24 protein-coding genes and 1 pseudogene are annotated in these 25,278 nt (G+C 68.9%); 13 read left to right on the top strand and 12 right to left on the bottom strand.

The window, feature by feature from the left end; all coding sequences use genetic code 11:
- Positions 1–52 precede the first annotated feature (52 nt).
- From L8951_RS01970 to L8951_RS01945, 6 genes are all read right to left on the bottom strand, one after another.
- Complete coding sequence (locus L8951_RS01970) at positions 53–1,564, bottom strand: TadA family conjugal transfer-associated ATPase (RefSeq protein ID WP_244381325.1); 1,512 nt, start codon at positions 1,562–1,564, stop codon at positions 53–55.
- 159 nt (positions 1,565–1,723) lie between these two features.
- Complete coding sequence (locus L8951_RS01965) at positions 1,724–1,981, bottom strand: ATP synthase F1 subunit epsilon (RefSeq protein WP_244381324.1); 258 nt, start codon at positions 1,979–1,981, stop codon at positions 1,724–1,726.
- Positions 1,982–1,985: 4 nt separating this feature from the next.
- The gene (gene atpD, locus L8951_RS01960; RefSeq protein WP_244381323.1) at positions 1,986–3,458 is read right to left on the bottom strand and encodes a F0F1 ATP synthase subunit beta; all 1,473 of its coding nucleotides are present in this window, start codon (positions 3,456–3,458) and stop codon (positions 1,986–1,988) included.
- A 19-nt stretch (positions 3,459–3,477) separates the two neighbouring features.
- A complete protein-coding gene (locus L8951_RS01955) occupies positions 3,478–4,359 on the bottom strand; it encodes a F0F1 ATP synthase subunit gamma (protein WP_244381322.1) in 882 nt (293 codons plus the stop codon).
- A gap of 10 nt (positions 4,360–4,369) precedes the next feature.
- Positions 4,370–5,899, bottom strand: coding sequence for a F0F1 ATP synthase subunit alpha (gene atpA / locus L8951_RS01950; RefSeq protein ID WP_244381321.1), 1,530 nt, complete (start codon positions 5,897–5,899; stop codon positions 4,370–4,372).
- A gap of 20 nt (positions 5,900–5,919) precedes the next feature.
- Positions 5,920–6,465 (bottom strand): F0F1 ATP synthase subunit delta, encoded by a 546-nt coding sequence (locus L8951_RS01945; RefSeq protein ID WP_244381320.1) that lies wholly within the window; start codon positions 6,463–6,465, stop codon positions 5,920–5,922.
- Positions 6,466–6,936: 471 nt separating this feature from the next.
- Between L8951_RS01945 and L8951_RS11690 the strand changes: the two are divergent.
- Together L8951_RS11690 and L8951_RS01935 are read left to right on the top strand one after the other, a co-directional pair.
- A pseudogene (locus L8951_RS11690) lies at positions 6,937–7,221 on the top strand (methylated-DNA--[protein]-cysteine S-methyltransferase); the annotation flags it as partial.
- A 49-nt stretch (positions 7,222–7,270) separates the two neighbouring features.
- Complete coding sequence (locus tag L8951_RS01935; RefSeq protein WP_244381319.1) at positions 7,271–8,500, top strand: sulfotransferase family protein; 1,230 nt, start codon at positions 7,271–7,273, stop codon at positions 8,498–8,500.
- Here L8951_RS01935 and L8951_RS01930 read toward each other — a convergent pair.
- The 3 genes from L8951_RS01930 to purC are packed head-to-tail and all read right to left on the bottom strand — an operon-like array spanning position 8,497 to position 13,042.
- Positions 8,497–10,047, bottom strand: a complete 1,551-nt coding sequence (locus tag L8951_RS01930; RefSeq protein WP_244381318.1) for a cryptochrome/photolyase family protein — start codon at positions 10,045–10,047, stop codon at positions 8,497–8,499. The genes L8951_RS01935 and L8951_RS01930 overlap by 4 nt on opposite strands.
- 39 nt (positions 10,048–10,086) lie before the next feature.
- The gene (locus L8951_RS01925; RefSeq protein ID WP_244381317.1) at positions 10,087–12,246 is read right to left on the bottom strand and encodes a primosomal protein N'; all 2,160 of its coding nucleotides are present in this window, start codon (positions 12,244–12,246) and stop codon (positions 10,087–10,089) included.
- 4 nt (positions 12,247–12,250) lie between these two features.
- Positions 12,251–13,042, bottom strand: coding sequence for a phosphoribosylaminoimidazolesuccinocarboxamide synthase (gene purC, locus L8951_RS01920; RefSeq protein ID WP_244381316.1), 792 nt, complete (start codon positions 13,040–13,042; stop codon positions 12,251–12,253).
- Positions 13,043–13,356: 314 nt separating this feature from the next.
- Between purC and L8951_RS01915 the strand changes: the two genes are divergently transcribed.
- From L8951_RS01915 to L8951_RS01885, 7 genes are all read left to right on the top strand, one after another.
- Entirely contained in the window at positions 13,357–13,857 is a 501-nt protein-coding gene (locus L8951_RS01915; protein WP_244381315.1) for a DUF2939 domain-containing protein, read from the top strand.
- Positions 13,858–14,085: 228 nt separating this feature from the next.
- Positions 14,086–16,350 carry a DNA topoisomerase IV subunit A gene (gene parC, locus L8951_RS01910; RefSeq protein WP_244381314.1) on the top strand — a complete coding sequence of 755 codons (2,265 nt, stop codon included), beginning with the start codon at positions 14,086–14,088 and terminating at the stop codon, positions 16,348–16,350.
- An 83-nt stretch (positions 16,351–16,433) separates the two neighbouring features.
- The gene (locus L8951_RS01905; RefSeq protein WP_244381313.1) at positions 16,434–18,221 is read left to right on the top strand and encodes a putative bifunctional diguanylate cyclase/phosphodiesterase; all 1,788 of its coding nucleotides are present in this window, start codon (positions 16,434–16,436) and stop codon (positions 18,219–18,221) included.
- Positions 18,211–18,492, top strand: a complete 282-nt coding sequence (locus tag L8951_RS01900; protein ID WP_244381312.1) for a PilZ domain-containing protein — start codon at positions 18,211–18,213, stop codon at positions 18,490–18,492. Before L8951_RS01905 ends, L8951_RS01900 begins: the two co-directional genes overlap by 11 nt.
- 53 nt (positions 18,493–18,545) lie before the next feature.
- The gene (locus L8951_RS01895; RefSeq protein ID WP_244381311.1) at positions 18,546–18,869 is read left to right on the top strand and encodes a PilZ domain-containing protein; all 324 of its coding nucleotides are present in this window, start codon (positions 18,546–18,548) and stop codon (positions 18,867–18,869) included.
- 94 nt (positions 18,870–18,963) lie between these two features.
- Positions 18,964–19,560, top strand: coding sequence for an RNA polymerase sigma factor (locus tag L8951_RS01890; protein WP_244381310.1), 597 nt, complete (start codon positions 18,964–18,966; stop codon positions 19,558–19,560).
- Complete coding sequence (locus L8951_RS01885; protein WP_244381309.1) at positions 19,557–19,931, top strand: DUF6768 family protein; 375 nt, start codon at positions 19,557–19,559, stop codon at positions 19,929–19,931. Before L8951_RS01890 ends, L8951_RS01885 begins: the two co-directional genes overlap by 4 nt.
- Here the strand turns inward: L8951_RS01885 and L8951_RS01880 are convergent.
- The 3 genes from L8951_RS01880 to L8951_RS01870 are packed head-to-tail and all read right to left on the bottom strand — an operon-like array spanning position 19,928 to position 22,283.
- Positions 19,928–21,145, bottom strand: coding sequence for a CCA tRNA nucleotidyltransferase (locus L8951_RS01880; protein ID WP_244381308.1), 1,218 nt, complete (start codon positions 21,143–21,145; stop codon positions 19,928–19,930). The two genes, L8951_RS01885 and L8951_RS01880, sit on opposite strands and share 4 nt — an antisense overlap.
- Positions 21,142–21,723 carry a CoA pyrophosphatase gene (locus tag L8951_RS01875; RefSeq protein ID WP_244381307.1) on the bottom strand — a complete coding sequence of 194 codons (582 nt, stop codon included), beginning with the start codon at positions 21,721–21,723 and terminating at the stop codon, positions 21,142–21,144. The genes L8951_RS01880 and L8951_RS01875 overlap by 4 nt, the downstream gene beginning before the upstream one ends.
- A complete protein-coding gene (locus L8951_RS01870) occupies positions 21,720–22,283 on the bottom strand; it encodes a DUF1285 domain-containing protein (protein ID WP_244381306.1) in 564 nt (187 codons plus the stop codon). The genes L8951_RS01875 and L8951_RS01870 overlap by 4 nt, the downstream gene beginning before the upstream one ends.
- A gap of 104 nt (positions 22,284–22,387) precedes the next feature.
- On the opposite strand from L8951_RS01870, the gene L8951_RS01865 reads away from it, so the two are divergent.
- The 4 genes from L8951_RS01865 to L8951_RS01850 all read left to right on the top strand — a co-directional run bounded on the left by L8951_RS01865 (position 22,388) and on the right by L8951_RS01850 (position 25,237).
- Positions 22,388–23,110, top strand: coding sequence for an SDR family oxidoreductase (locus L8951_RS01865; protein WP_244381305.1), 723 nt, complete (start codon positions 22,388–22,390; stop codon positions 23,108–23,110).
- Complete coding sequence (locus tag L8951_RS01860) at positions 23,107–23,514, top strand: dihydroneopterin aldolase (RefSeq protein ID WP_244381304.1); 408 nt, start codon at positions 23,107–23,109, stop codon at positions 23,512–23,514. Before L8951_RS01865 ends, L8951_RS01860 begins: the two co-directional genes overlap by 4 nt.
- Before the next feature lie 193 nt (positions 23,515–23,707).
- Positions 23,708–24,391, top strand: coding sequence for an energy transducer TonB (locus tag L8951_RS01855; protein WP_244381303.1), 684 nt, complete (start codon positions 23,708–23,710; stop codon positions 24,389–24,391).
- Between the two features lie 42 nt (positions 24,392–24,433).
- Positions 24,434–25,237: a MotA/TolQ/ExbB proton channel family protein gene (locus L8951_RS01850; RefSeq protein ID WP_244381302.1), complete on the top strand. Its 804-nt coding sequence runs from the start codon at positions 24,434–24,436 to the stop codon at positions 25,235–25,237.
- Positions 25,238–25,278: the final 41 nt, after the last annotated feature.

Here is a 25,278-nt window from a genome sequence, read left to right as displayed (position 1 = left end):
CGCCGACAATCGGGTCGGCGCGGCCTTTGTCCTGTGGATTGTCCCGGTGGCATTAGAGACAGGCCTCGAGATAAGGCTGGTCGAAGCCGAACTGCTTGGCCTTTTCCATCGTGTAGGGCCGCAGGCCCATCGAGCGATAGTCGCCGATGATCTTCCCGTCGGGCGTCTCGTCGTGATATTCGAACTTGAACAGTTCCTGCGTGACGATGACATCGCCCTCCATCCCGATCACCTCGGTGATATTGGTGGTCCGGCGCGAGCCGTCGCGCAGGCGCTTGACCTGGACGATGAGGTCGACCGAATCCGCAATCTGGCGCGAGATCGCATCCTTCGGGATCTTGATGTCGCCCATCATCACCATGTTCTCCATACGCGCGAGGCATTCGCGCGGGCTGTTGGAGTGGAGCGTCGCCATCGAGCCGTCGTGGCCGGTGTTCATCGCGGCGAGAAGGTCGAAACATTCCTGCCCACGAATTTCGCCGAGGATGATGCGGTCGGGACGCATGCGCAGCGCGTTGATGACGAGGTCGCGAATGGTGATCGCACCCTGCCCCTCGAGGTTGGCGGGACGCGTTTCCAGCGGCAGCCAGTGCGGCTGCTGCAAGCGCAGTTCGGCGGCGTCTTCGATGGTGATCACGCGCTCGCCAGGGTCGATCATCTTCGACAGCGCGTTGAGCATGGTCGTCTTACCCGAGCCCGTACCGCCCGAGATGACGATGTTCATGCGGCTCGCGCCGGCGATCTTGAGGCAGGTCGCCATTTTCTCCGACATCGAGCCGAACCCGCGCATCATGTCGATGGTGATCGGCTTGTCGGAGAACTTACGAATGGAAATCGCCGTGCCCTTGAGCGAGAGCGGCGGGATGATCACGTTGACGCGCGAGCCGTCCTTCAAGCGGGCATCGGCCAGCGGGGTGGTCTGGTCGACGCGGCGGCCGACCTGGTTGACGATGCGCTGGGCGATCTGGAACAGGTGCTCCTCGTCGCGGAACTGGATCTTGGCGAGCTCGAGCTTGCCCTTGCGTTCGACGAAGGTCTGTTCGGGGCCGTTGACCATGATGTCCGAGACCGCCGGGTCCGCGAGCAGCTCCTCGAGCGGGCCGAGGCCGAGCAATTCGTCGACCAGCACCTTCTCGAGCGCGAACTGTTCGCGGCGGTTGAGGGTGATCTTGAGTTCGCCGAGGACCTCCGAGATGATCGGGCGGAATTCCTCCGCCAGTTCATCCTTGCCGAGGGTGGCCGCGGCCTCGGGGTCGACGCGTTCGAGCAGGCGGGGGAGCACCTGGTCCTTGATCTTGTTGACGCTGGCCTCGAAGCCCTCCGAACGGTCCTCGGGCTTGTGGTCGTCGTTCATGCGGCTGTTGAGCTTGTCCATCGCCGACAGGCTCGCCGCCCCGCCGCCGCCGGGGGCGGGCGCGGGTGCCTCGGCCTTGTCGACCGGCGGGAACTGTTCGCTCTCGGTGTCGTCGCTGGGGGCCGGCGCGGGGCCGCCCTTCATCGGGCGGGCCACCCCGAAACTCGGGCGCGCGCCTCCGACATTTCCTCGCTTACCGAACGCATTCATCGCCTGATCCCCACTGAGAGTCGTCTAGCTTCGGAAATGGTGAATGGCATGCAAACTTTTAGAAAAGACTAATGCGCATCTATTTCGGAGCGAAATGCGAAGGGGCCGCGACCCGTTCGGATCGCGGCCGCCTCGCATGGGATCGGCAGGGCGGGGGGACTAGCCCTCGACCTTCTCCGTCAGCACGGTCAGTCCGTTGGCGCCGACCTCGGCGAACCCCCCCGACACGGTGACGCGCTCGGGCTCGCCGCCCGCGCTCGTGTGGATCTCGAGCTGGCCGTTCTTGAGCGTGGTCATGAAGGGCGCGTGGCCCTCCATCACGCCGAAGTCGCCCTCGACGCCGGGGACAACGACCATATGGGCCTCGCCCGAGCGCTCGAGCCGTTCCGGCGTGACGAGTTCGAAGTGCAGCGCCATTGTCCTAGGCGTCCTGCGCCATCTTCTCGGCCTTGGCGACCGCTTCGTCGATCCCGCCGACCATGTAGAAGGCGCTTTCGGGGAGGTGGTCATACTCGCCGTTCACCACCGCCTTGAACGACTTGATGGTGTCCTCGAGCTGGACGAACTTGCCGGGGATGCCGGTGAAGACCTCGGCGACGTGGAAGGGCTGCGAGAGGAAGCGCTGGATCTTGCGCGCGCGCGCGACGGTCAGCTTATCTTCTTCCGACAGTTCGTCCATGCCGAGGATGGCGATGATGTCCTGCAGCGACTTGTACTTCTGGAGGATTTCCTGGACCGCGCGGGCGGTCTCGTAATGCTCCTGCCCGACGACGCGCGGCTCGAGGACGCGGCTGGTCGAGTCCAGCGGGTCCACCGCCGGATAGATGCCGAGTTCCGAGATGGCGCGCGACAGGGTGGTGGTCGCGTCGAGGTGGGCGAACGAGGTGGCGGGCGCCGGGTCGGTCAAGTCATCCGCGGGAACGTAGATGGCCTGGACCGAGGTGATCGAGCCCTTGTTGGTCGAGGTGATGCGCTCCTGCAGCGCGCCCATGTCGGTCGACAGGGTCGGCTGGTAGCCCACCGCCGAGGGAATACGGCCGAGCAGCGCCGACACTTCCGAACCCGCCTGGGTGAAGCGGAAGATGTTGTCGACGAAGAACAGCACGTCCTGGCCTTCCTCGTCGCGGAAATATTCGGCCTGGGTGAGGCCCGAGAGCGCCACGCGGGCACGCGCGCCCGGCGGTTCGTTCATCTGGCCGAAGACCAGCGCCACCTTCGAGCCCTCGCTCGTCGGGTTGCCATCGGCGTCCTTGGCGATGACGCCCGCGTCGAGGAACTCGTGATAGAGGTCGTTGCCCTCGCGGGTGCGTTCACCGACGCCCGCGAAGACCGACACGCCGCCGTGGCCCTTGGCGATGTTGTTGATCAGTTCCTGGATGAGCACGGTCTTGCCCACGCCGGCGCCGCCGAACAGGCCGATCTTGCCGCCCTTGGCGTAGGGGGCGAGAAGGTCGATGACCTTGATACCCGTGACGAGGATCGAGGCTTCGGTCGACTGGTCGACGAACTTGGGCGCCTCGGCGTGGATCGGCGCATGCTTGTCCGACCCGATCGGGCCGCGCTCGTCGATCGGCTCGCCGACGACGTTCATGATGCGACCGAGCGTCTTGGGACCGACGGGCACTTCGATCATCGAACCGGTGGCGGTGACTTCCTGGCCGCGGGTCAGGCCCTCGGTGGCGTCCATCGCGATGGTGCGCACGATATTCTCGCCGAGGTGCTGGGCGACCTCGAGGACGAGACGCTGGCCGTTGTTGTCGGTTTCCAGCGCGGCGAGGATCGGCGGCAGTTCGCCGTCGAACTCGACGTCGACGACGGCGCCGATGACCTGCGCGATGCGCCCGGCCTTGGTGTTGCCCGTTTTGGGGGTTGCGGTCTTTGCAGCGGTAGCCATGAAAGTTGTTCCTCGGCTGTTAGAGCGCTTCGGCGCCCGAAATGATTTCGACAAGTTCGGTGGTGATCGCCGCCTGGCGCTGGCGGTTGTACTGGATGCTCAGGCGATTGATCATGTCGCCCGCGTTGCGCGTGGCATTGTCCATCGCGGTCATCTGCGAGCCGTAGAAGCCGGCCTGGTTCTCGAGCATCGCGCGATAGATCTGGATCGCGACATTCTTGGGCAGCAGGTCGGCGAGGATCGCTTCCTCGTCGGGCTCATATTCGACCGCCGCGCTCGCGCCTTCGGTCTCCTCGCCCGCGTCCGCCGGCTTGACCGGGATCAGCTGGTCGACCTGCGGCACCTGGCTCAGCGTCGACTTGAACTCGGCATAGGCAAGGTGCGCGACGTCGAAGCGACCCGAGTTGAAGCGGTCGATGATGTCGTCGGCGATCACCTGCGCGGTGTCGTAGGAGGGGTTCTTCTCCTGCGACGTGTCATGCTCGCCGATGATCGTGTCGGGGAAGACGCGGCGCAGCACCGGCTTCGACTTGCGCCCGACGAGGTAGAAGTAGACCGTCTTGCCCTCGGCAATCAGCTCTTCCGCCTTGGCGCGCGCGGCCTTGGTGATGTTGGTGTTGAACGCCCCCGCCAGGCCACGATCGCCCGAGGCGACGATGATCAGGTGGGTTTCGTCCTTGCCCGTGCCCGCGATCAGCTTGGGGCTCTGCGGCCCCACGGTGATGCGGCTGGCCAGCGACGAGACCACGTCCGACAGCCGGGTCGCATAGGGACGACCCGCCTCGGCATTGGCCTGTGCGCGGCGCAGCTTGGCCGCCGCGACCATCTTCATCGCCTTGGTGATCTTCTGGGTCGACTTGACCGAGTTGATCCGGCCTTTGAGCGCCTTGAGGCTGGCCATGAGTTACTCCTTAGGCGAACTGCTTGGAGAAGTCGGTGAGCGCGGCGCTCAGCTTCTCGGCGGTGTCGTCTTCCAGCTTCTTGGTCTCGCGGATCGTGACGAGGATGTCGTTGTGATCCGAACGCATGTAGCTGAGCATCGCGCTCTCGTAGCGGGTCACGTCCTCGACCTTGACGTCGTCGACGAAGCCCTTGGTGCCGGCGAAGATGCTGGCGACCTGCTCCTCGACCGGCATCGGCGAGAACTGCGGCTGCTTGAGCAGCTCGGTCAGGCGAGCACCGCGCGCCAGCAGCTTCTGGGTCGAGGCGTCGAGGTCCGAACCGAACTGCGCGAACGCCGCCATCTCGCGATACTGCGCGAGCTCGAGCTTGATCGAGCCGGCGACCTTCTTCATCGCCTTGGTCTGCGCGGCGCCACCGACGCGGCTGACCGAGAGGCCGACGTTAATCGCGGGGCGGATGCCCTGGTAGAAGAGGTCGGTCTCGAGGAAGATCTGACCGTCGGTGATCGAGATCACGTTGGTCGGGATGTAGGCCGACACGTCGCCCGCCTGCGTCTCGATGATCGGCAGCGCGGTCAGCGAGCCGCCGCCATTGTCCTCGTTCATCTTCGCCGCGCGCTCGAGCAGGCGCGAGTGGAGATAGAAGACGTCGCCCGGATAGGCTTCGCGGCCCGGCGGGCGGCGCAGCAGCAGCGACATCTGGCGGTAGGCGACGGCCTGCTTCGACAAATCGTCGTAGCAGATCACGGCGTGCATGCCGTTGTCGCGGAAATATTCGCCCATCGCGCATCCGGTGTAGGGCGCGAGGAACTGCAGCGGGGCCGGCTCCGAGGCGGTCGCGGCGACGACGATCGAATATTCCATCGCGCCATTTTCCTCGAGCGCGCGGACGATCTGCGCGACGGTCGAGCGCTTCTGGCCGACAGCGACGTAGACGCAGTAGAGCTTGTTGCTCTCGTCGTCGCCCGCGTTGACGCCCTTCTGGTTGATGAAGGTGTCGAGCGCGACCGCCGACTTGCCGGTCTGGCGGTCGCCGATGATCAGTTCGCGCTGGCCGCGGCCGACGGGCACGAGCGCGTCGATCGCCTTGAGGCCGGTCTGAACCGGCTCGTGCACCGACTTGCGCGGGATGATGCCGGGCGCCTTGACCTCGACGCGGCTACGCTCGGTCGCCTCGATCGGGCCCTTGCCGTCGATCGGGTTGCCGAGCGCGTCGACGACGCGGCCGAGCAGCCCCTTGCCGACGGGCACGTCGACGATGGTGCCGGTGCGCTTGACGGTCGAGCCTTCGCGGACGCCCTGGTCCGAACCGAAGATGACGACACCGACATTGTCGTGCTCGAGGTTGAGGGCCATGCCCTGCACCCCGCCTTCGAACTCGACCATTTCACCGGCCTGGACCTTGTCGAGGCCATGGACGCGGGCGATGCCGTCGCCGACCGACAGGACGCTGCCGGTTTCGGTGACTTGCGCCTGGGCGTCGAAATTCTCGATCTCGTCGCGGATCACACGGGAAATTTCAGCGGCACGGATATCCATGTTCAGCCTTTCATCGAGCCTTATTGGGCGGTGCCCGCCATCTTGGCGGCGAGCGAATTCAACTTGGTTTGCACGGAAGCGTCGATCAGCTCGGAGCCGAGCTGGATGCGGACGCCGCCGAGAAGGGCGGGGTCGACCTGGGTGTCGAGCGTGACGGTGAGACCGGCACGCTTGGAGAGCTTGTCCTCGAGCGTCTTGACCTGCGCGTCGGTGAGCGGGCGCGCGCTCGTCACGGTGGCGCGGGCCTCGCCCTTGTGCGCGGCGACCAGCGCGTCGAACACGCGAATGGCATCCCCGAGCTTCGACAGGCGGCCGTTGTCGGCCAGCACGCCGAGGAAATTCTTCGACAGCGGGTCGAGCTTCAGTTCGTCGGCGATCTTGCCCATCGCGCGGGTCGCATCGTCGCGGCCGACGGCGGGCGATTCGATCATCGCGCCGAGGTTGGGCGCCTGTTCCAGCGCGCCGCGCACACGGGCGAGGCTCGCCTCGACGGTGTCGATCACCGACTTGTCACGCGCGAGTTCGAACAGTGCAGTCGCATAGCGTCCTGCCAAGCTGGCCTTCATGCCGCTGCCAATATCCACCTGGGGTAAGCTCCGGGTTAGCGATCGATTTTCCATGCTAAAAGGAGGCAGGCGAGCGATTCCCGCAAAGGGAAAAAGCCGCTGCCCCCGCATGGGTTGGCGCGCCCCTAGCAAGGGGTGGGCGATGATGCAAGGCGTGGGGCCACGCTTATGCGACGAGGCGCGCAAATGCGCGTCGCGGCGCGCGCCCCGACCCGCTATCCTCGCGCCATGTCCGCGCCCGAATCGATCCGCCTCGTCCCCGGCCACTGCCGCCACGGCGCTTTCGTCGGGGGCATCGCCGGCGGCGCGCTGGTCGGCCTCTCGTTCGGCGACGGGACGCACCGCTCCGACCGCTGGCAAGAGGGCGCCATGGCCACCGAAGACACGGGCGAAGACATGGGCATGGCCGAGCGGCTTGCAAAGGCGCTCGACACCCCCGGCGCGGCCAGCCCGCTGCCGCTGCGTCCGGCGGGGACGCCCTTCCAGCAAGCGATCTGGGCCGAACTCCAGCGCATCCCGCTGGGGCAGACGCGCAGCTATGCCGACATCGCCGCCGCGCTCGGCAAGCCGGGGGCCGAGCGCGCGGTCGGCACCGCCAACGGGTCCAACCCGATCGCCGTCTTCATCCCCTGCCACCGCGTGATCCGCGCCGACGGCGAGCTCGGCGGCTACGCCTATGGGCTGGCCATCAAGGAGGCGCTGCTCGCCGCAGAGGGCGCGCTGGCCGGGCTCGAGCAGCCCCGCCTCGCGCTGTGAGGTGGCGATAGGGCTTCGCCTTTGGCCGCGGCGGCGGTAGGACGGCCCCATGGCCACGCTCGCCCCCGATGTCGCCGTCGCCGACCGTCCCGCGCGCGCGGGTGACAGCCTCGCGGCGGCGCGGTGGCTCGACCGGCTGCTGTGCACGCTGTGGCGGCAGGGGGTGACCCCGCGGCCGAGCCTCGCGCCGGGCGCGCTGATCGACCATGCGACGCGGGCCGAGGGCAGGGCGCCCGCGCCCGGCGACTGGGAGGAGCGGCTGGCGATCCTCACCCGCAGCCTCGCGGGCGAGGCGCGTCTGTCGCCGCTCGGGCGCGCGATCGCCTTCGGCCAGATCGTGCGCAAGCTGCGCTGCCGGATCCGTGCCGAGGCGCAATGGGCGCGCGATCCCGCGATCCTCTCGCGCCCGGTGACGCGCCCGCTGGTCATCGTCGGCCAGATGCGCTCGGGCACCACCCGGCTCCACCGCCTCCTCGCGCAGGACCCGGGGTTCGCGCACACCCGCGCCTACGAGACGATGATCCCGGTGCCGACCGGCGGCCCGCTCGAGACGCGGCCGCTCACCGCCACCGCCAACCTGCTCTTCCTGCGCGCCTTGAACCCGCTGCTCGCGGCGGTCCACCCGACCGGCCCGTTCCAGGCCGAGGAGGAATTCGGCTTTCACGCGATGAGCATCTTCGGGGCGCAGTTCGAGGGTCAGTGGCAGGTCGGCGCGTTCGCGCGCCACTGCGAGAATTGCGACCGCGCCCCCGTCTATGCCGAGTTTCGCAGGACGCTCCAGACCATCGCCACCGTGCGCGACGAGCCGCCGGGCAAGCCGTGGGTGCTCAAGGCGCCCCAGTTCACGCAGGACCTCGACGCGCTCCACGCGGCCTTCCCCGACGCGCGCTTCCTGTTCCTGCACCGCGACCTCGCGCAGGTCGTCGGCTCCTCCGCCAGCCTCGCCTACCAGCAGGCGCGGGTGCAGTCGCGCCACGTCGATCCGCACGCGATCGGTGCCGAATGGCTGCGCAAGACAAGGCTGCGGTACGAGCGAGTCCATGATTTCCGCGTCCGCCACCCCGGGCTCGAGGCGCTCGACATCTGTTTCGACGAGGTCGGGCGCGACTGGCGCGGGCAGATGCACCGCCTCTACGACTTCCTCGGCCGCCCGCTCGAACCCAAGGTCGAAGCGGCGATGGCCGCTTTCCTCGGCAAGAGCAAGGCGCACAGAAAGCACCGGTACGACCTCGAAGACTTCGGCCTGTCGCAGGCCGCCGTGCGCGCCGCCATCGGCTAGCGCGCCCAGCCCTCGTCGGCGGGGGTCAGCGTCTCGAGGAACGCCTTCGCGCTGTCGCGATATTCGTTCCGGCGCTCCTCGCTCATCCGGTCCCAGGTCGCATAGATCCGCCCGATCCGGTGGTTGCCCTCGAGCTTGTCGCGGTTGCGGTCGAGAAAATCCCAGTAGAGCGCGTTGAACGGGCAGGCGTCCTCACCCGTCTTCTGGCTCACCTTGTAGCGGCATCGGCCGCAATAGTCGGACATCTTGTGGATGTAGTTGCCGCTCGCGCAATAGGGCTTGGAGGCCATGTCGCCGCCGTCGGCGTAGAGCGCCATCCCCACCACATTGGGCTGTTCGACCCACTCATAGGCGTCGGCATAGACGACCAGGTACCAGTCCTGCACCTGGCGCGGGTCGATCCCCGCGATCAGCGCGAAATTGCCGAGCACCATCAGCCGCTGGATATGATGCGCATAGGCGTGCTCGCGCGTGGTGCGCACCGCTTCGGCGATGCAGTGCATGTCGGTCTCGCCGGTCCAGTAGAAGTCGGGCAGGTAGCGGCGGTTGCCGAAGAAGTTTGCCGCGCCATAGTCGCGATCCTCCCACCAGTAGATGCCGCGGATATATTCGCGCCAGCCGAGGATCTGGCGAATGAAGCCCTCGACCGCCGCGATCGGTGCGGCGCCGTCGCGATAGGCCTGTTCGGCGCGCCGGCAGACCGCGAGCGGGTCGAGCAGCCCGCAGTTGATGCTGGTCGAGAGGAGCGCATGGTTCATGAAATCCTCCCCCGTCAGCATCGCGTCCTGCGTGGCGCCGAAGCCGGGCAGCCGCTTGTCGATGAAATCGTCGAGCGCTTGCTGCGCTTCCTTGGCCGTCACCGGCCAGGCAAATTGGTCGAGGTCGCCGAAATGGTCGCCGAACCGCTCGGTGACGAGGTCGAGCACTTCCTTGGTGATGGCGTCGGGTTCGTAGGTCGGGCGCTCGGGAAAGTCGGTGTCGGGATCGGCGCTGTCGCGGTTCTCCTTGTCGAAGTTCCAGCGCCCCTCGACCGGCTCCTCGCCGTCCATCAGCAGCCCGGTCTTGCGGCGCATCTCGCGATAGAAATTCTCCATCCTGAGGCCGCTGCGCCCCTGCGCCCAGGCGCAGAATTCGTCGATCGAACAGATGAATCGCGTGTCGGGCAGGATGGTGACCGGCAGGGCGAAGCGATGCTCCCAGCCCGCGATCGCGTCCATCACCCGCCGCTCGCCCGCCTCGACGATGCGGATCGCGTCGACGTCGTGCCGCGCCAGCGCGCGCTCGACCTCGCCGGTGAAGCTGCCCGTGTTGCCCTCGTCGTCGAGCTGCACATAATCGACGCTGAACCCCTTCTCCTCGAGCTCGGCGGCGAAATGTCGCATCGCCGAGAAGAGCAGCGCGATCTTCTGCGGGTGGTGTTTGACGTAGGTCGCCTCGTCCCACACCTCCATCATCAGCACGACGCAGCCCGACGGGTCATCGTCGGGCAGGCTGGCGAGGTCGTGGCTCAGCTGGTCGCCGAGGACGGGGACGAGGGTCTTGGCCATGGCGCCCCAGCGGCTGGGTCACGCCCACGGTTCCGGCCCCTAGACGAAGGAATAGGGGTCGACGTCGACCGCCACGCGCACTTTTTGCGGCCAGTCGACCTTGGCGAGCCAGTCGCGGATCGCCGCCTGCACGTGGACGCGGCGCTCGGCATGGACGAGCAGCCGCTGGCGGTGGCGCCCGCGCAGCATGGCGAGCGGGGCGGGGGCGGGGCCGTAGACCGCCACCCCTTCCATTTCGGGCCGCGCGCGCCCGAGCTTCTGCGCGATCAGCTTGGCGGCCTCCTCGTCCTCGCTCGAGACGATGATCGCGGCGAGGCGGCCGAAGGGGGGCATGGCGGCGGCGCGGCGCGCCTCGGTCTCGGCGGCGACGAAGGCCGGGCCGTCCCCCGCGACCAGCGCTTCCATCACCGGGTGGTCGGGCTCGTGGGTCTGGATGAACACGCGCCCCGGCTTGTCGCCGCGCCCGGCGCGCCCCGCGACCTGGCTGACCTGCTGGAAGGTGCGTTCGGCGGCGCGCAGGTCGCCGCCCTGCAGCCCGAGGTCGGCATCGACCACCCCGACCAGCGTGAGGTTGGGAAAGTGATAGCCCTTGGTGACGAGCTGGGTGCCCACCACGATGTCGATCTCGCCCGCCTCCATTGCTTGCACGAACTCGGCGGCGCGCGCCGGCGACCAGATGGTGTCGGAAGTGACCACCGCGGTGCGCGCCTCGGGGAACAGCGCGCCGACCTCGTCGGCGATCCGCTCGACCCCGGGGCCGCAGGCGACGAGGCAATCCTCCTCGCCGCACTCGGGACAGGCGGCGGGCGGGGGCATGACATGGCCGCAATGGTGGCAGGCGAGCCGCGCCATCAGCCGGTGCTCGACCATCCACGCGGTGCAATTGGGGCACTGGAAGCGGTGCCCGCAGTTGCGGCACAAGGTCAGCGGCGCGAAGCCGCGGCGGTTGAGGAACAGCAGGCTCTGTTCGCCCGCGTCGAGGTTGGCCTCGAGTTCGCGCACCAGCCGGGGCGCGAGCCACTTGCCCCTGAGCGGCGGGTCCTGCGTCAGGTCGATCGCCTCGATCGTCGGCAGCGTTGCGCTGGCGTGGCGCTCCTCGAGCCGCACCTCCTCATAGCGCCCCACCTCGACCATGTGCCGGGTCTCGATCGCGGGGGTGGCGCTGGCGAGGATGATGGGGAAGCCCTCGAACTGGCCGCGCATCACCGCCACGTCGCGGGCATGATATTGCACGCCCTCTTCCTGCTTGAAGCTGGTCTCGTGCGCCTCGTCGACGATGATGAGCTTCAGGTCGCGATACGGGAGGAAGAGCGACGAGCGCGCCCCCACTACGACCTTCGCCGTGCCCTCGGCGATGCCGCGCCACGCGCGCCGTCGTTCCGATCCGCGCAGGTCCGAGTGCCACGCAATGGGCGCCGTGCCGAAGCGGCGTTCGAACCGCTTGAGGAAGGGCTCGGTCAGCGCGATCTCGGGCAGCAGCACGAGCACCTGCCCGCCGTGGCGCAGCGCCTCGGCGAGCGCCTCGAAATAGACCTCGGTCTTGCCCGAGCCGGTGATGCCGTCGAGCAGGATGGGGGCAAAGCCGCCGCCGATCGCGCCGCGCAATTTTGCTGCCGCCTTAGCTTGCTCCGCGCGCAGTTCGACCGGTGCGAAATCGGGGTCGGGCTGAGGGAAGGGGGCGTCGGCGTCGACCTCGACGGCTTCCAGGGCACCCGCCTTCACCAGCCCGCGGATCACCGCGTCGGACACGCCGGCCTGCTGGCTCAGCTCGCGAACGCTGCCCTGCCGCCCCTCGAGCTCGCGCAGCGCCTTTTCACGGGTCGCGGTGAGGCGCGGCGGGACGAGGCCGGTGAGGCGATATTCGATGAGCTGGCGGGGGCTGGCGAAGGCGGCGCTCGGCAGCATCATCCGCAGCACGGCGGCGGGCGGCGAGCAGTAGTAGGTGGCGGTCCATTCGGCGAGGCGGCGCAGCGCGGCCGACAGCGGGGGCACGTCGATCACCCCGAGGAGGGGGCGCAGGCGATTGTCGCCGACTTCCTCGGTCGGCAGCCGCTCGGCTTCCCAGACGACGCCGGTCAGCTGGCGGGGGCCCAGCGGCACCGTGACCAGCGTACCGGGCGGTGCCGCAACGCCGTCGGGCAGCCGGTAGTCGAGCGGCCCCAGTGCGGCGTTCAGCGTGACGACGCGAACGCGCTCCACCCCGCTAGTCCCGGGCTTCGCGCTTCTTCTTGGCGCTGTCGAAATCGAGCACCGCGCTCTCCTCGCCATCCTCGCGCTGGAGCAGCCCGAGGCGGCGGGCGACTTCCTGGTAGGCCTCGGCTTCCTCGCCGAGGTCCTGGCGGAAGCGGTCCTTGTCGAGCTTCTTGTTCGACTTGACGTCCCACAGCCGGCAGCTGTCGGGGCTGATCTCGTCGGCGAGGATGATGCGGCTGTAGTCGTTTTCCCAGATCCGGCCGAACTCCAGCTTGAAGTCGACGAGGCGGATGCCGATGCCCGCGAACAGCCCGCACATATAATCGTTCACGCGGATCGCCATGTCGGCGATGTCGTTCATCTCTTCTTGGCTGGCCCAGCCGAAGCAGGCGATATGCTCCTCGGTGACCATGGGATCGCCGAGCTTATCGTCCTTGTAATAATATTCGATCACGGTGCGCGGCAGCTGGGTGCCTTCCTCGATGCCGAGGCGCTTGGTCATGCTGCCCGCCGCGACGTTGCGGACGACGACCTCGATGGGGACGATCTCGACCTGGCGGACGAGCTGTTCGCGCATGTTCAACCGGCGGATGAAATGGGTCGGCACGCCGATGGTGTGGAGCGAGGTGAAGATCTTCTCCGAGATGCGGTTGTTGAGCACCCCCTTGCCCGCGATCTGCCCCTTCTTTTCGGCGTTGAAGGCGGTGGCGTCATCCTTGAAATACTGGATGATCGTGCCCGGTTCGGGACCCTCGTAGAGGATCTTCGCCTTGCCTTCGTAGATCTGCCTGCGCCGTGCCATGCTTCCCCGCCTCAACTGGTTGAAATCGGCCTATAGGAGGTTGGGCGGGACGGGGCAATCGGGGTTTGGGGCAGGAGCGTGGGGACGCGTCTCCTGTCGGGATGAAAGAGGGGGGGTATTGTCCACTTTGTCCACTTCGGGAACTTCGCGGCGCGGGCCGCCCCCGCCCGGGGGCGCGCGGCGCGGGCGCGGGAACGGCGCGGGGCGGCAGGAGGCGGGCAGGGCACGGGGCATGCGGCGGGGCGCATCGTAACGGGCGGCGGGGCTGTAGGACAGGGTGGCGCGCGGGGCGCCGATGGGCCAGAAGGGGCGGCATGAAACGGCTCCTCCTGCTCATCGCGCTCGTCGTCGGCATCGTCCTTGCCTGGTATTTCGCCTCGCCCTGGTGGACCTTGAAGCAGATGCGCGACGCGGCGCGGGCGGGGGAGGTCGAGGCGCTCGGCGAATATGTCGACTGGGAGGCGCTGCGCGCCGACATCGCGGGGGATATCGCCGACGACATCGTCGCGGGCCGGTCGAGCGGCAATGCCGAGCTCGACCGAATCGCGGGGGTGATGATCGAACGCTCGGCGCGCGAGGCGGCCGAGCGGCTGGTCACCCCGCGCGCGCTGGCGATGGCGTTCTCGAGCGTGGAGCAGGCGCAAAAGCTCGGCATCCCGCTCCCCGCGCTCAAGGCCGAGGGGCTGCCCGCCATCACCTACCGCAGCCTCGACCGCGTCGAAGTCCGCGCCAGCGGCGAGGATAAGGGCGCGGACGCCCCCGCTTATGTCCTCACGCGCAGCGGGCTGGGGTGGAAATTGAGCGGGTTGGAGTAGGCGCGGCGCCGAGCGCAGCGACGCCGACCCGCAGGGTCGCCGGAGCAGCGTCGAGGCAAGCCCAAAGCCCGTCCGGGGGACGGGCGACGGCTTTGCCCGCGCCACGGACGGCCTGCGCGCGGCTGCGCGGCAGGACCGACGGGGTCAGGCCGCCGATACGGTTCAAAGTTTCAGGATGGCCGCAAACCCCATCGACACCCATAGGGCACCCAACCTAAGCTTCGCGCCATGACCACCGAATCCGTCCCCGACCAGATCATCGACGAACCCTTTTCGAGCGCCCTCTCCGAACGCTATCTCGTCTACGCGCTCTCGACCATCACCGCGCGCTCGCTGCCCGATGTGCGCGACGGGCTCAAACCCGTGCACCGCCGTCTCCTGTGGGCGATGCGCAAGCTCAAGCTCGATCCCACCGGCGCCTACAAGAAGTCGGCGCGCGTGGTGGGCGATGTCATCGGTAAATATCACCCGCATGGCGATGCGTCGGTCTATGACGCGATGGTGCGCTTGGCGCAGGACTTTTCGCTGCGCTACCCGCTGGTCGAGGGGCAGGGGAATTTCGGCAATATCGACGGCGATAATGCCGCCGCCTACCGCTATACCGAGGCGCGGCTGACCCGGACCGCGATCCGGCTGATGGCGGGGATCGACGAGGGCACGGTGCCCTTCCGCTCGACCTACAATGGCGAGGAGGACGAGCCCGAGGTGTTCCCGGGGCTGTTCCCCAATTTGCTCGCCAATGGCGCGGCGGGGATCGCGGTGGGGATGGCGACCTCGATCCCGCCGCATAATGTCGGCGAGCTGTGCGACGCGGCGGTGCACCTGGTCGGCACGCGCGATGCGCGCGACGAGACCTTGATGAAGTACGTCAAGGGGCCCGATTTTCCTACCGGCGGGGTGCTGGTCGACGACGAGGGGGTGATCCTCAAGGCCTATGTGACGGGGCGGGGGAGCTTCCGTATCCGGGCGAAGGTGACACGCGAGGATTTGAAGGGCGGGGCGTGGCAGCTGGTCGTCACTGAAATCCCCTATGGGGTGGCGAAGGGCAAGCTGATCGAGCAGATCGCGGGGCTGATCGGGGACAAGAAGCTGCCGATCCTCGCCGACGTGCGCGACGAGAGCGCGGAGGATATCCGCATCGTGCTCGAGCCGCGCAGCCGCACGGTCGACGCGGCGCTGCTCGAGGAGAGCCTGTACAAGCTGTCGGACCTCGAGAGCCGGTTCAGCCTCAATTTGAACGTGCTCGAGCATGGGCGCACGCCGGGGGTGATGAGCCTGCGCGAGGCGCTTTTGAGCTGGATCGACTTCCAATATGACGTGATGCGCAACCGCGCGCAGTGGCGGATCGGCAAGATCGACGATCGGCTCGAGCTGGTGCGCGGCTACCTCATCGCCTTCCTCAACCTCGACCGGGTGATCGAGATCATCCGCACCGAGGACGAGCCCAAGGCGGTGATGATGGCCGAGTTCGAGCTGACCGACCGGCAGGCCGAGGCGATCCTCAACATGCGGCTGCGCTCGTTGAGGAAGCTCGAGGAGATGGAGCTCAAGGGCGAGGAGGAGAGCCTGCTCGCCGAGAAGTCGGAGCTCGAGGCGCTGCTGGCCAACGAAAATGGCGAGCAGGAGAAGGCGCTCAAGGACGCGCTGCGCGCCTTGAAGAAGGAGTATAAGGACGATCCGCGCCGGACGGCGGTGCGCCCCGCGGCGGTGACCGCCGATGTCGACTGGACCCAGATGATCGACAAGGAGCCGGTGACGGTGATCCTGTCGAAGAAGGGCTGGATCCGGGCGATGAAGGGGCATGTCGACCTTTCCACCGTGCCCGACATGAAGTTCCGCGAGGGCGACGAGGCGGATCATGCCTTCCACGCGCAGACGACCGACCGCATCCTCGTGGTGGCGGAGAACGGGCGGATCTTCACCGTGGGCGCCGACAAGCTGCCCGGCGGGCGCGGGTTCGGCGAGCCGCTCAAGCTGATGATCGACCTCGAGGGCGAGGGGGAGATCGTCACCGCGCTGCCGCTCGACCCCAAGGCGCGCTACCTCGTCGCGGCCTCCGACGGGCGCGGGTTCGTGGCGCTGGGCGAGAACCTCTCGACCGAGACGCGCAAGGGCAAGCAGCTCGTGAACCTACGCAAGGGCGCGAAGGTGCGCCTGCTCAAGCCGCTCGCCCCCGAGGACGATGCGGTCGCGGTGGTGGGCGAGAACCGCAAGCTGCTCGTCTTCAGCCTCGAGGAGCTGCCCGAACTGGCGCGCGGGGCGGGGGTCCAGCTCCAGCGTTATCGCGACGGCGGGCTGGGCGATGCGATCGGCCTGCGCCTCGCCGACGGGCTGAGCTGGGCGATGGGCGGGGGCACGCGCAACCGCACCGAGCCCGACATGACCCCGTGGAAGGTGGCGCGCGGCGCCGCCGGGCGGATGGCGCCGCAGGGCTTCCCGCAGAGCAATCGCTTCGTGCCGCCGGTGCGCAAGGAGGACGAGGCAGCGGGCTGACGCGGCCCCGCCGAACGGGGCGGCAGCGCGAAAAACGCGCGCTGCATACCCCGCGTTAACCCTTGGCGGTTAAGCGAAACGGCATGCAGGCCTCGATGCCCCATGTCCCGGCGCCCGCCGCGCCCCCCGCCTCGCTCGTCGATCCCGGCGTGACGGGCGACCATGAATTGCTGTGTGCGCTGCCGATCGCGGCCGCGGTGGTGAGCCGCACCGCCGACGGCACGCTGGGGCTCGACGCGTGGAACCCGCGCTTTGTCGAGACGATCACCGGGGGCAACCCCCATCTCGACCGATGCGCCATCCTGCGCGCCGCCGCCGACGGGCCGATCGGTGCCTTCATCGACCGCTTCCTCGAACATCCCGGGACCGCCCCCGACGAGATGGAGCGGCAGGACGGCTCGGGGGTGCGCACCCGCTATTTCCGGCTCAAGATGGCCCCGCTGCCCGATCACGAGGGCCGCGGGCGCGGGCTCCTCAGCCTGGTCGAGGAGACGCAGGAACGTCGCGCCCAGCAGCACCTCAAGGACCAGATGCTGCAATGCTCGCTCACCGGGCTGCCCAACCGCCTCGCCTTCACCGACGCGATCGAGGCGATCGCGAGCGATCCCGCGCGCGCCGAGGGCTATGCGGTCCTGCTCATCGACCTGCTGCGCTTCTCGCGGATCAACCAGTCGATGGGCTCGGTGGTCGGCGACGAATTGCTGATCAGTTTCGCCAGCCGCCTCGTCGGCGGGCTGCGCGAGGGCGACATGCTGGCGCGCGTCGGGGGCAACGAGTTCGGCATCCTCTTCTCGCTCAAGGGCGGGGCGAGCGACGCGATCGCCGCCGCCGAGCGCGTCGCGCGGCTGATCGAGGAACCCTTCACCCTGTCCGACCTCGACATCCGGGTCGACGGCGCGATCGGGCTGGCGCTGCTCGACTTCGGCGAGGACGGCGAGGAAATCTTCCGCCACGCCCAGTTCGCGGTCAAGCAGGCCAAGGCCAACCGCCGGCCGACCCTCTACGAGCCCGAGCAGGCGATCGCGGCGCGGCGGCGCTTCTCGATCGAGACCGAGCTGCGCCGCGCGCTCGAGCGCGACGAGCTCGACCTCGCCTACCAGCCGCTGGTCGAGCTGGAGACCGGGCGGGTCACCGGGTTCGAGGCGCTGGCGCGCTGGCACCACCCCGACCGCGGCAACATCGGGCCGAGCGAATTCATCCCGGTGGCCGAGGAAAGCGGGCTGATCCTCGACCTCGGCCGCTGGGCGATGGACCGCGCCGCGCGCACGCTGGCGAGCTGGGACGATGCCGAGGGCGACGCGCTGCCGCTGTCGCTGTCGGTCAACCTGTCGGCGATCCAGGTGGCGCGCGACGATGTCTCGGCGATGGTCGACGGCGCGTTGCGCGCGCACCGGCTGGGCGGCGAGCGGCTGACCATCGAGCTGACCGAGAGCGCGATCGTCCAGGACCCGATGCGCGCGACCCGCGTGTTCGAACAGATCAAGGGGCTCGACGCCAACCTCGCGATGGACGATTTCGGCACCGGCTATTCGAGCCTCGCCTATCTCCAGCGGCTCCCCATCGACCTGCTCAAAATCGACCAGCGCTTCATCAAGGGCATGCTATCCGATGCCGACAGCATCGCCATCGTACGCGCGATCCTCGGGCTGGCGCACGCGCTCGGGATGAAGACCACCGCCGAGGGGATCGAGAGCTGCGAGCTGGCGACCACGCTGGCCACCCTCGGCTGCGCCCACGGTCAGGGCTTCTATTTCTCGCGCGCGGTCGATGCGCGGCGCGCGCTCGCCTTCTGGCGCGCGCGCGAGGAAATGGCGCTGCGCGAGGGGCGGATCGACAGCAGCCCGGCGCGACGGGTGCGGCATGGCCGATAGCGACTTCGCCGCGCCCCGCGGCCCCGCGCGCGCGGTCCGGATCGACCTCGCCGCGCCCGCCGAGCTCACCGATAGCGATGGCGGGCGGGTCGCGGTGGTCGTGCGTGACTTGTCGAAGGACGGGTGCCGGCTGTCGACCGACGGCTCGCTCATCGCGGGCGAAGCGGTCAGCCTGCGGGTCGGTCGCGAAGCCCCGCTCGCGGGCGTCGTGGCGTGGGTGCAGGGGGACGAGGCGGGGGTGCGCTTCGCCACCCCGCCGCGGCTCGACTGAGCGGTCGTTGCTGTTCCGAAATTAACTGATCCAGTTTAATTAAGAGTTGCGTGATGCTCAAGTTTCCGGCAGATTTTCCCGAAGCACCGATGGGGGAACGCCACATGCGCCGCAAACCAGGCGAGGTCAAAAGGGCCAAGCGGATCGAAGTCAATCACGACGGCGTGCTGGTCGCCAGCGACGGAGTCGAAAGCAAAGTGACGGTCATCGACCTGTCGGCCGATGGCTGCCGGCTCAAGACCGACGGCACGCCGATAATCGGCGAAGAGGTCCGGCTCCGGGTCGGTCGCTCGGGCGATTATCCCGCGCAGGTGCGCTGGGCGCTCGGCGACGAGGCGGGGTTGCGCTTCACCGGCCCCGCCGAACCCCCGGCCTGAGCCGCCGCGGCACCTCCCGGCGCCCGGGGCCCGCGACCTGGCGCCCCCGACAGGCGACGTAGCGCCCTCGACAGGCGATTTTTTTGGGGCTCGATTGAACCGCCGCGCGGGTTGGGGGCACCATCTGGTCATGCAGGGTGAGGATCGTCTCGAGGGCCGCGCGCTCGACGGCTGGCTGGTCGCCGGCGCCCGCGCCGGGGAGGCGCGGCTAGCGAGCGCGCTGGTGCGCCGCTGGCAGCCCCGACTGCTCGGCCACGCGCGGCGCCTGCTCGGCGCCGACCCGCGCGCCGGCGATGTCGTGCAGGCCAGCTGGGCGGCCATCTGGCAGGCGCTGCCGAGCCTGCGCGAGGAGCGCGCCTTCGGCACCTTCGCCTATCGCATCGTGACGCGGCAGTGCGCGCGGGCGATCGATCGCGCGCAGCGCCGCCGCGCGCTCGATGCGGCGATCGCCGCCGTGCCCGCGCCCGAGCCCGCGCCCGCCGCGGCGGGTGCGGGCGATGACCGCGCCCGGCTGGTCGCGGCGCTGGGCGCGCTGTCGCCGGGCAAGGCGGCGGCGCTGCGACTATTCTATTTCGAGGACATGAGCGTGATCGAGATCGCCCATGCGCTCGGGGTGCCGCCGGGCACCGTCAAGACCCGGCTGATGCATGGCCGCGCGGCGTTGCGCGCGGCGCTGGAAGGAGAAGAATGATGACCGATCTCGATCGCAGAATCGCGCATCTCCTGCGCGAGGAGGAAGACGAGCTGATCCGGCAGTGGGAGGCGAGCGAACCCGGCTATGTCGCGCAGGCGATGGCGCTGTTTCGCGGGCGCACCGGCTGGCCGAGCATGGTACTGCTGGTGAGCCAGCTGATCATGTTCGTCGCCGGGGTGTGGATGGCGCTGAACTTCTTCGCCGCGGACGACGTGCTCGAGGCGCTGCAATGGGGGCTGCCCGCGGCGGTGCTGCTGCTCGGCTCGCTGGTGTCGAAGATGGCGCTGTGGCCGCAGATGCACATCAACCGCGTGATGCGCGAACTCAAGCTGATCGAATATCAGCTCGCGGCCAAGCGCGGCGACTAGGCCTCGCGGCGCGCGTTCGCGAGGTGGCGCTCGACGATGGCGTCGAACGCGCTGTCATCGGCGAAGTCGTGCTCGATCCATTCGTTCTCGATGGCGCGCAGCGTGCGCGCGACCGCGGGGCCGGGGGCGAGCCCCATGGCGATGAGGTCGCCGCCCTTGACCGGCAGCCGGGGCACCTCCCAGCGCTCGATGTAGCGGACCGCGTCGGCGCGGCTGCGCCCCGAGGCGCTTTCCCACCACGGGGTCAGCGCGATGCGGTCGATCGCGTAGAGCGGGCCGAGGCGATAGGCGAGCTCGCGCGCCGACCCCTCGGCGGGGACCGCGGCCGAGGACAGGCGGTCGCGCTGCTCCTTGGAGAATTTGAGGCGGCTGGCCACCTCGCGCGCGACATCGGGATCGCGCGGCAGCAGCGCGGCAAGCCGGCGAATCGGGCGGAACTTGCGCCCTGCCTCGCGCTCGAAGGCGAGGAGCTGCCTGAGGCGCTCGACCCCGGCGGCGTCGATCTCGGGGAGGACGGGATCGAAGATGCCGTGGTCCTGCATGACCGCGACGGTGGCGTGGGGGTCGGGCAGCGCGAGCAGCTTGAGCAGTTCGTCGGCGATGCGCTCGCGCGAGAGCGACTTGAGCGTGTTGGCCATCTCGGCGCAGGCGGCGAGCCCGTCGGCATCGGGGGCGCCCTCGGCGAAGCGCGCATGGAAGCGGAAGAAGCGCAGGATGCGCAGATGGTCCTCGGCGATGCGCGCGTGCGGGTCGCCGATGAAGCGGACGCGGCGCGCCGCCAGATCGTCGAGCCCGCCGTGGAAGTCGGCGACCTCGCCGGTGCGCGGATCGGCGTAGAGCGCGTTGATCGTGAAATCGCGCCGCGCCGCGTCCTGCGCCCAGTCGGTGGTGAAGGCGACGGTGGCGCGCCGCCCGTCGGTCTCGACATCGGCGCGCAGCGTGGTGACCTCGACGACGGTGCCCTTGGAGACCGCGGTGATGGTGCCATGCTCGATCCCCGTGGGCACCGCCTTGATGCCCGCCTCTTCGAGATAGCCGATGACGCGCGGCGGTTCGAACACGGTGGCGACGTCGAGGTCGGACACCGGCGCGCCGAGGATCGCGTCGCGCACGGCGCCGCCGACGAAGCGCACGCCGTCGGCCTCCACCTTGAGCGCGGCGAGCAGTTCGGGAACGCCGGGACGGGCGAGGAACGGGGCAGGATCGAACGTCATGGCGTGAGGCGGCGCGTGAGGTTCACGATCATCGCCGCGGTGGCTCCCCAGATGTCATAGTCGCGATAGTGAATGCGCCAGTAGCGTCTTTGGCGCCCACGCCAAGCACTTTCTTCCTCGCGCTGGCGCGCGGGGTCGAGGAGGACGCGCATCGGCACCTCGAACAGCTGCTCGACCTCGGCGGGGTTGGGGACCAGCGGCAGGTCGGGGGGCACCAGCCCGAGCACCGGGGTGACGACATAGCCGGTGCCGGTGACATAGGCGTCGAAGGCGCCGACGAGGCGCACGTCGGCGCGGGGCAAGGCGATTTCCTCCTCGGCCTCGCGCAGTGCGGCGGCGACCGCATCCTCGCCCGGATCGATCCGCCCGCCGGGGAAGCTGACCTGCCCGGCATGGGTCCGCATCGCGGCGTTGCGGCGGGTGAGGAGGATGCCGGGGTCGTGCGCGCGCTCGACGACGGGGACGAGGACGGCGGCGGGGCGCGCCTCGGGCCATTCGTGCGGGTCGAGGTCGGCCGCGCGCGTGAGGTCGGGCGCGGGGCGCGCGAGCGCGGCGGCAAGGCGGTCGTAGAGGCTCATGCCAGCGCGAAGAAGGCGCCGTCCGACCAGATGCCGGGCGGGTCGGCCCCCTCGGCGAGCGCCAGTTCGGCGAGCTCGTAATAGACGGGGCGCGCGATCTCGGCCTCGAGCCGCCCGCGCACGAGGAGGCGCGGCGAGGGGCCCTCGGGCGTCGCCTCGATGCGGAGCGGATGGTCGGGGCCGGCGATCACGGTCTCGCCGGTGTCGAGGCGGAAAGCGAGGGTGCGGTCCTTGCCCTCGCCCTCGCTCTTCATCGCGACGGCGCGAAAGGGGGTGCGCTCGACGGTGATCGCGAGCTTCTCGACCGGAGTGACGAGGACGTAGCTGCCGTCGTCTTCGCGGCGCAACACCGAGGCGAAAAGGCGGACCATCGCGGGGCGGGTGATCGGGCGGCCCTGGTGGAGCCAGGTCCCGTCGGCGGTGATGACCATCTCGCTGTCGCCGCAATGGGGCGGGTCCCATTGCTCGACCGGGGGCGGCGACCCCGTCTCCTCGAGGCGGGCGGCGAGCGCGGCGAGGCTCGAGCTGTCGAAGTCGGCGGGAGGGCGGGTCTCGGGCATCGGCTCCCCCCTAGCGCCAAGAGCGCGCTGTTGCCTAGGGCGTTGCCGCTGCGACCTTGGCCCATGGTTGCGCCGCGCCCGGGTGGCGGCTAGCTGCGAAGGCGATGACCCGAACCGCCCTCGTCACCGGCGCGCGCCATCGCATCGGCGCCGCCATCGCCGCGCATCTCGATGGCGCAGGCTGGCGCGTGTACGCGCACGTGCGCGAGGAGAACGACGCGGTGCCGGACGGCTGCCTCAAGGTCAGCGGCGATCTTGCAAGACCCGATATCGGCGAGAGCTTGTTCGCGCAGCTCGAGGGGGGCTGCGACCTGCTCGTCAACAATGCCGCGGCATTCGACCATGACGACCTCGGCGCGCCCGATGCGGCGATGTTCGAGCGCATGATGGCGATCAACGCGCGCGCGCCCTACCTGCTGTCGAGCGCCTTCGCGAAGGCGGGCGGGGCGGGCGACCGGTCGATCGTCAACATCCTCGACAACAAGCTGGCCGCGCCCAACCCCGACCATGTAAGCTATACGCTGTCGAAGGCCGCGCTCGCGGGACTGACCGAGGTCGCGGCGCGCGCGCTGGCGGGGCAGGGGATCAGGGTCAATGCCATCGCCCCCGCGCTGATGCTGCCCTCGGGCGACCAGGACGGCGAGGAATTTCGCCGCGTCCATGCGCTCAACCCGCTCGGGCGCGGGGTCGAGCCCGCGCAGCTGCTCGCCGCGCTCGACGCGCTGGTCGACAACCCGGTGCTGACCGGGCAGACGCTCTGGCTCGACGCCGGCCAGCGTTTCATGGCCCTGCCGCGCGACGTGGCATTTTTGGGAGAATTCTCTTGAGCGACCCGATCGAGGGGCTGGTCCAGCACCACCCCCGGCGCCTGCGCATCTTTCTCGATTCGCTCGAGGTCATGGCCGACATCGGTTTCCACGACTTCGAGATCGGCCACCCGCAGCGGTTGCACGTGTCGGTCGAGGTCTGGGTGCCGATCGAGCGGCTGCCGCCCGAGGACGAAGAGGTTCATGCCTGGAACTACGACCGGCTGCGGCGCACCGTGGTGGAGCTCGCCGCAGCGCGCCGCTACAACCTCCAGGAAGCGCTGGTCCAAGCCATTTTCGAGGCGATTGCATCCATGGCCGGGGTCGAAGCGTTGAGAGTGCGTTCGGTGAAGCCCGACATCTACCGCGACGCCGCGGGGGTGGGGGTGGAGGTCGCCAGCTTCGGCGGACCGTGGCCTGAGTGAGATGACTTGAACCCACCGAGGTGTCGCGCACGGAACAATTACCTTGCGGGGCTGGTGGGGGAGCGATAGAGAAGCGCGCTGTTGTCGATGATACGTTAGTACACGGCAGCGCCGAATCAGTGGGCCGTGCGGTTTGATCGTGGGCCCGGTCCGTGCACCCCGTCACGGATAAACCGAGGAGACGAGCGACTTAATGTCCTACGCAAACAGACGAGAAATGGGCTCGGGCAGCAAGACGGGGACGATCGTCATCGTCGCCCTGATCCACGTTGCCTTGGGCTACGCGCTGGTCAGTGGGCTGGCGCTGCGGGTCGTCGAGAAGGCGGCGGAGGATCTCAAGACCTTCGACGTCGAGAACGAGCCGCCGCCCCCGCCCGAAGAGCCGCCGCCCCCGCCGCCGGAGCCGCAGCAGGTGCAGACTCCGCCGCCGGTCGTGGCCCCGCCGCCGATCGTGCGCGCCAACCCGCAGCCGCCGCAGATCTCGACCGTGCAGGTGGCCCCGCCGCCGCAGGTGACGACGACGGCGCCGGTGACGCCGCCGGCCCCCACCCCGCCGGCCCCGCCGCCGCCGCCGCGCATCGAGCCGGCCGCGCCGCGTGGTGACGTGCGCGGGCTGTTCTCGGCCGACGATTATCCGAGCCGGGCGCTGCGCAACGAGGAAGAAGGATCGGCCCGTGCGCGGCTGACGATCGGCACCAACGGTCGCGTGGCCAGCTGCCAGATCATCCAGTCGACCGGTTCGAGCAGCCTCGACGATGCGACCTGCAAGGTGCTCCAGCGTCGGGCCCGCTTCACCCCGGCGACCGACAGCACCGGGGCGAAGGTGCAGGGGGAATATACCACCCCGACCATCGTGTGGCGCATCCAGACCCGCTAACGTTGAACCCACATAACGATCTCATCATAGGAACATCGACCCATGACCATTGAACTTCTTTTGGCCGCTGCGGCCGGCGAAAACCCCTACGGCCTCAAGGCTGCCCTCGAAGAAGGCGGCCCGATCGCGATCAGCACCTTCGCGGTGCTGGTGATCATGTCGGTGGGGACCTTCTACATCCTCTTCACCAAGTTCATGCAGCAGCAGAAGATCATCAAGCAGGGCAATGCCGTGCGCGCGGCCTTCTGGAATGCCGGCAGCCTCAAGAGCGGCGCCGACAAGCTCGAGAAGAAGAGCGCCTATCGCGCCATCGTCGAGGACGCGCTCGTCGCGCAGGAACAGCATGGCAAGCTGACCGACCCGGTCGACCAGCACGAGTGGATGCACGGTTCGCTCGAGCGTTCGAAGACCTCGATCGGCAACCGCCTCGGCGAAGGCCTCGCCTTCCTCGCGACCGTCGGTTCGACCGCGCCGTTCATCGGCCTGTTCGGGACCGTCGTCGGCATCTATCGCGCGCTGGTGAAGATCGGTGCCTCGGGGCAGGCCGACATCTCGGTCGTCGCCGGTCCGGTCGGTGAAGCGCTCATCATGACCGCGGTCGGCCTGATCGTCGCGGTTCCCGCGGTGCTTGCCTACAACTGGCTGATCCGTCGCAACAAGGGCATCATGGAAGACCTTTCGGCCTTCACCACCGACGTCCACGGCTACCTCATGTCGGGCGGCAAGGTGAAGCCGGTGATGGCGATGGGTTCGACCGGCACCGCCGGCAAGCCCGCCGCCGCGGCCCCGCCCAAGCCGGGTGTCCAGGCAGGCGGTGCGCCGGTCAAGCCGACCGTTCGCAGCTAAGCCTGCCCGTGGAGCCGGGGCGGGTCGTACCGCCCCGGTTT

It is taken from the genome of Sphingomicrobium astaxanthinifaciens, from assembly GCF_022865105.1.
Lineage (GTDB): Bacteria > Pseudomonadota > Alphaproteobacteria > Sphingomonadales > Sphingomonadaceae > Sphingomicrobium > Sphingomicrobium astaxanthinifaciens.
The sequence above is the reverse complement of the archived record's forward strand: the minus strand, read 5'-3'. Positions and strand labels throughout refer to the sequence as shown.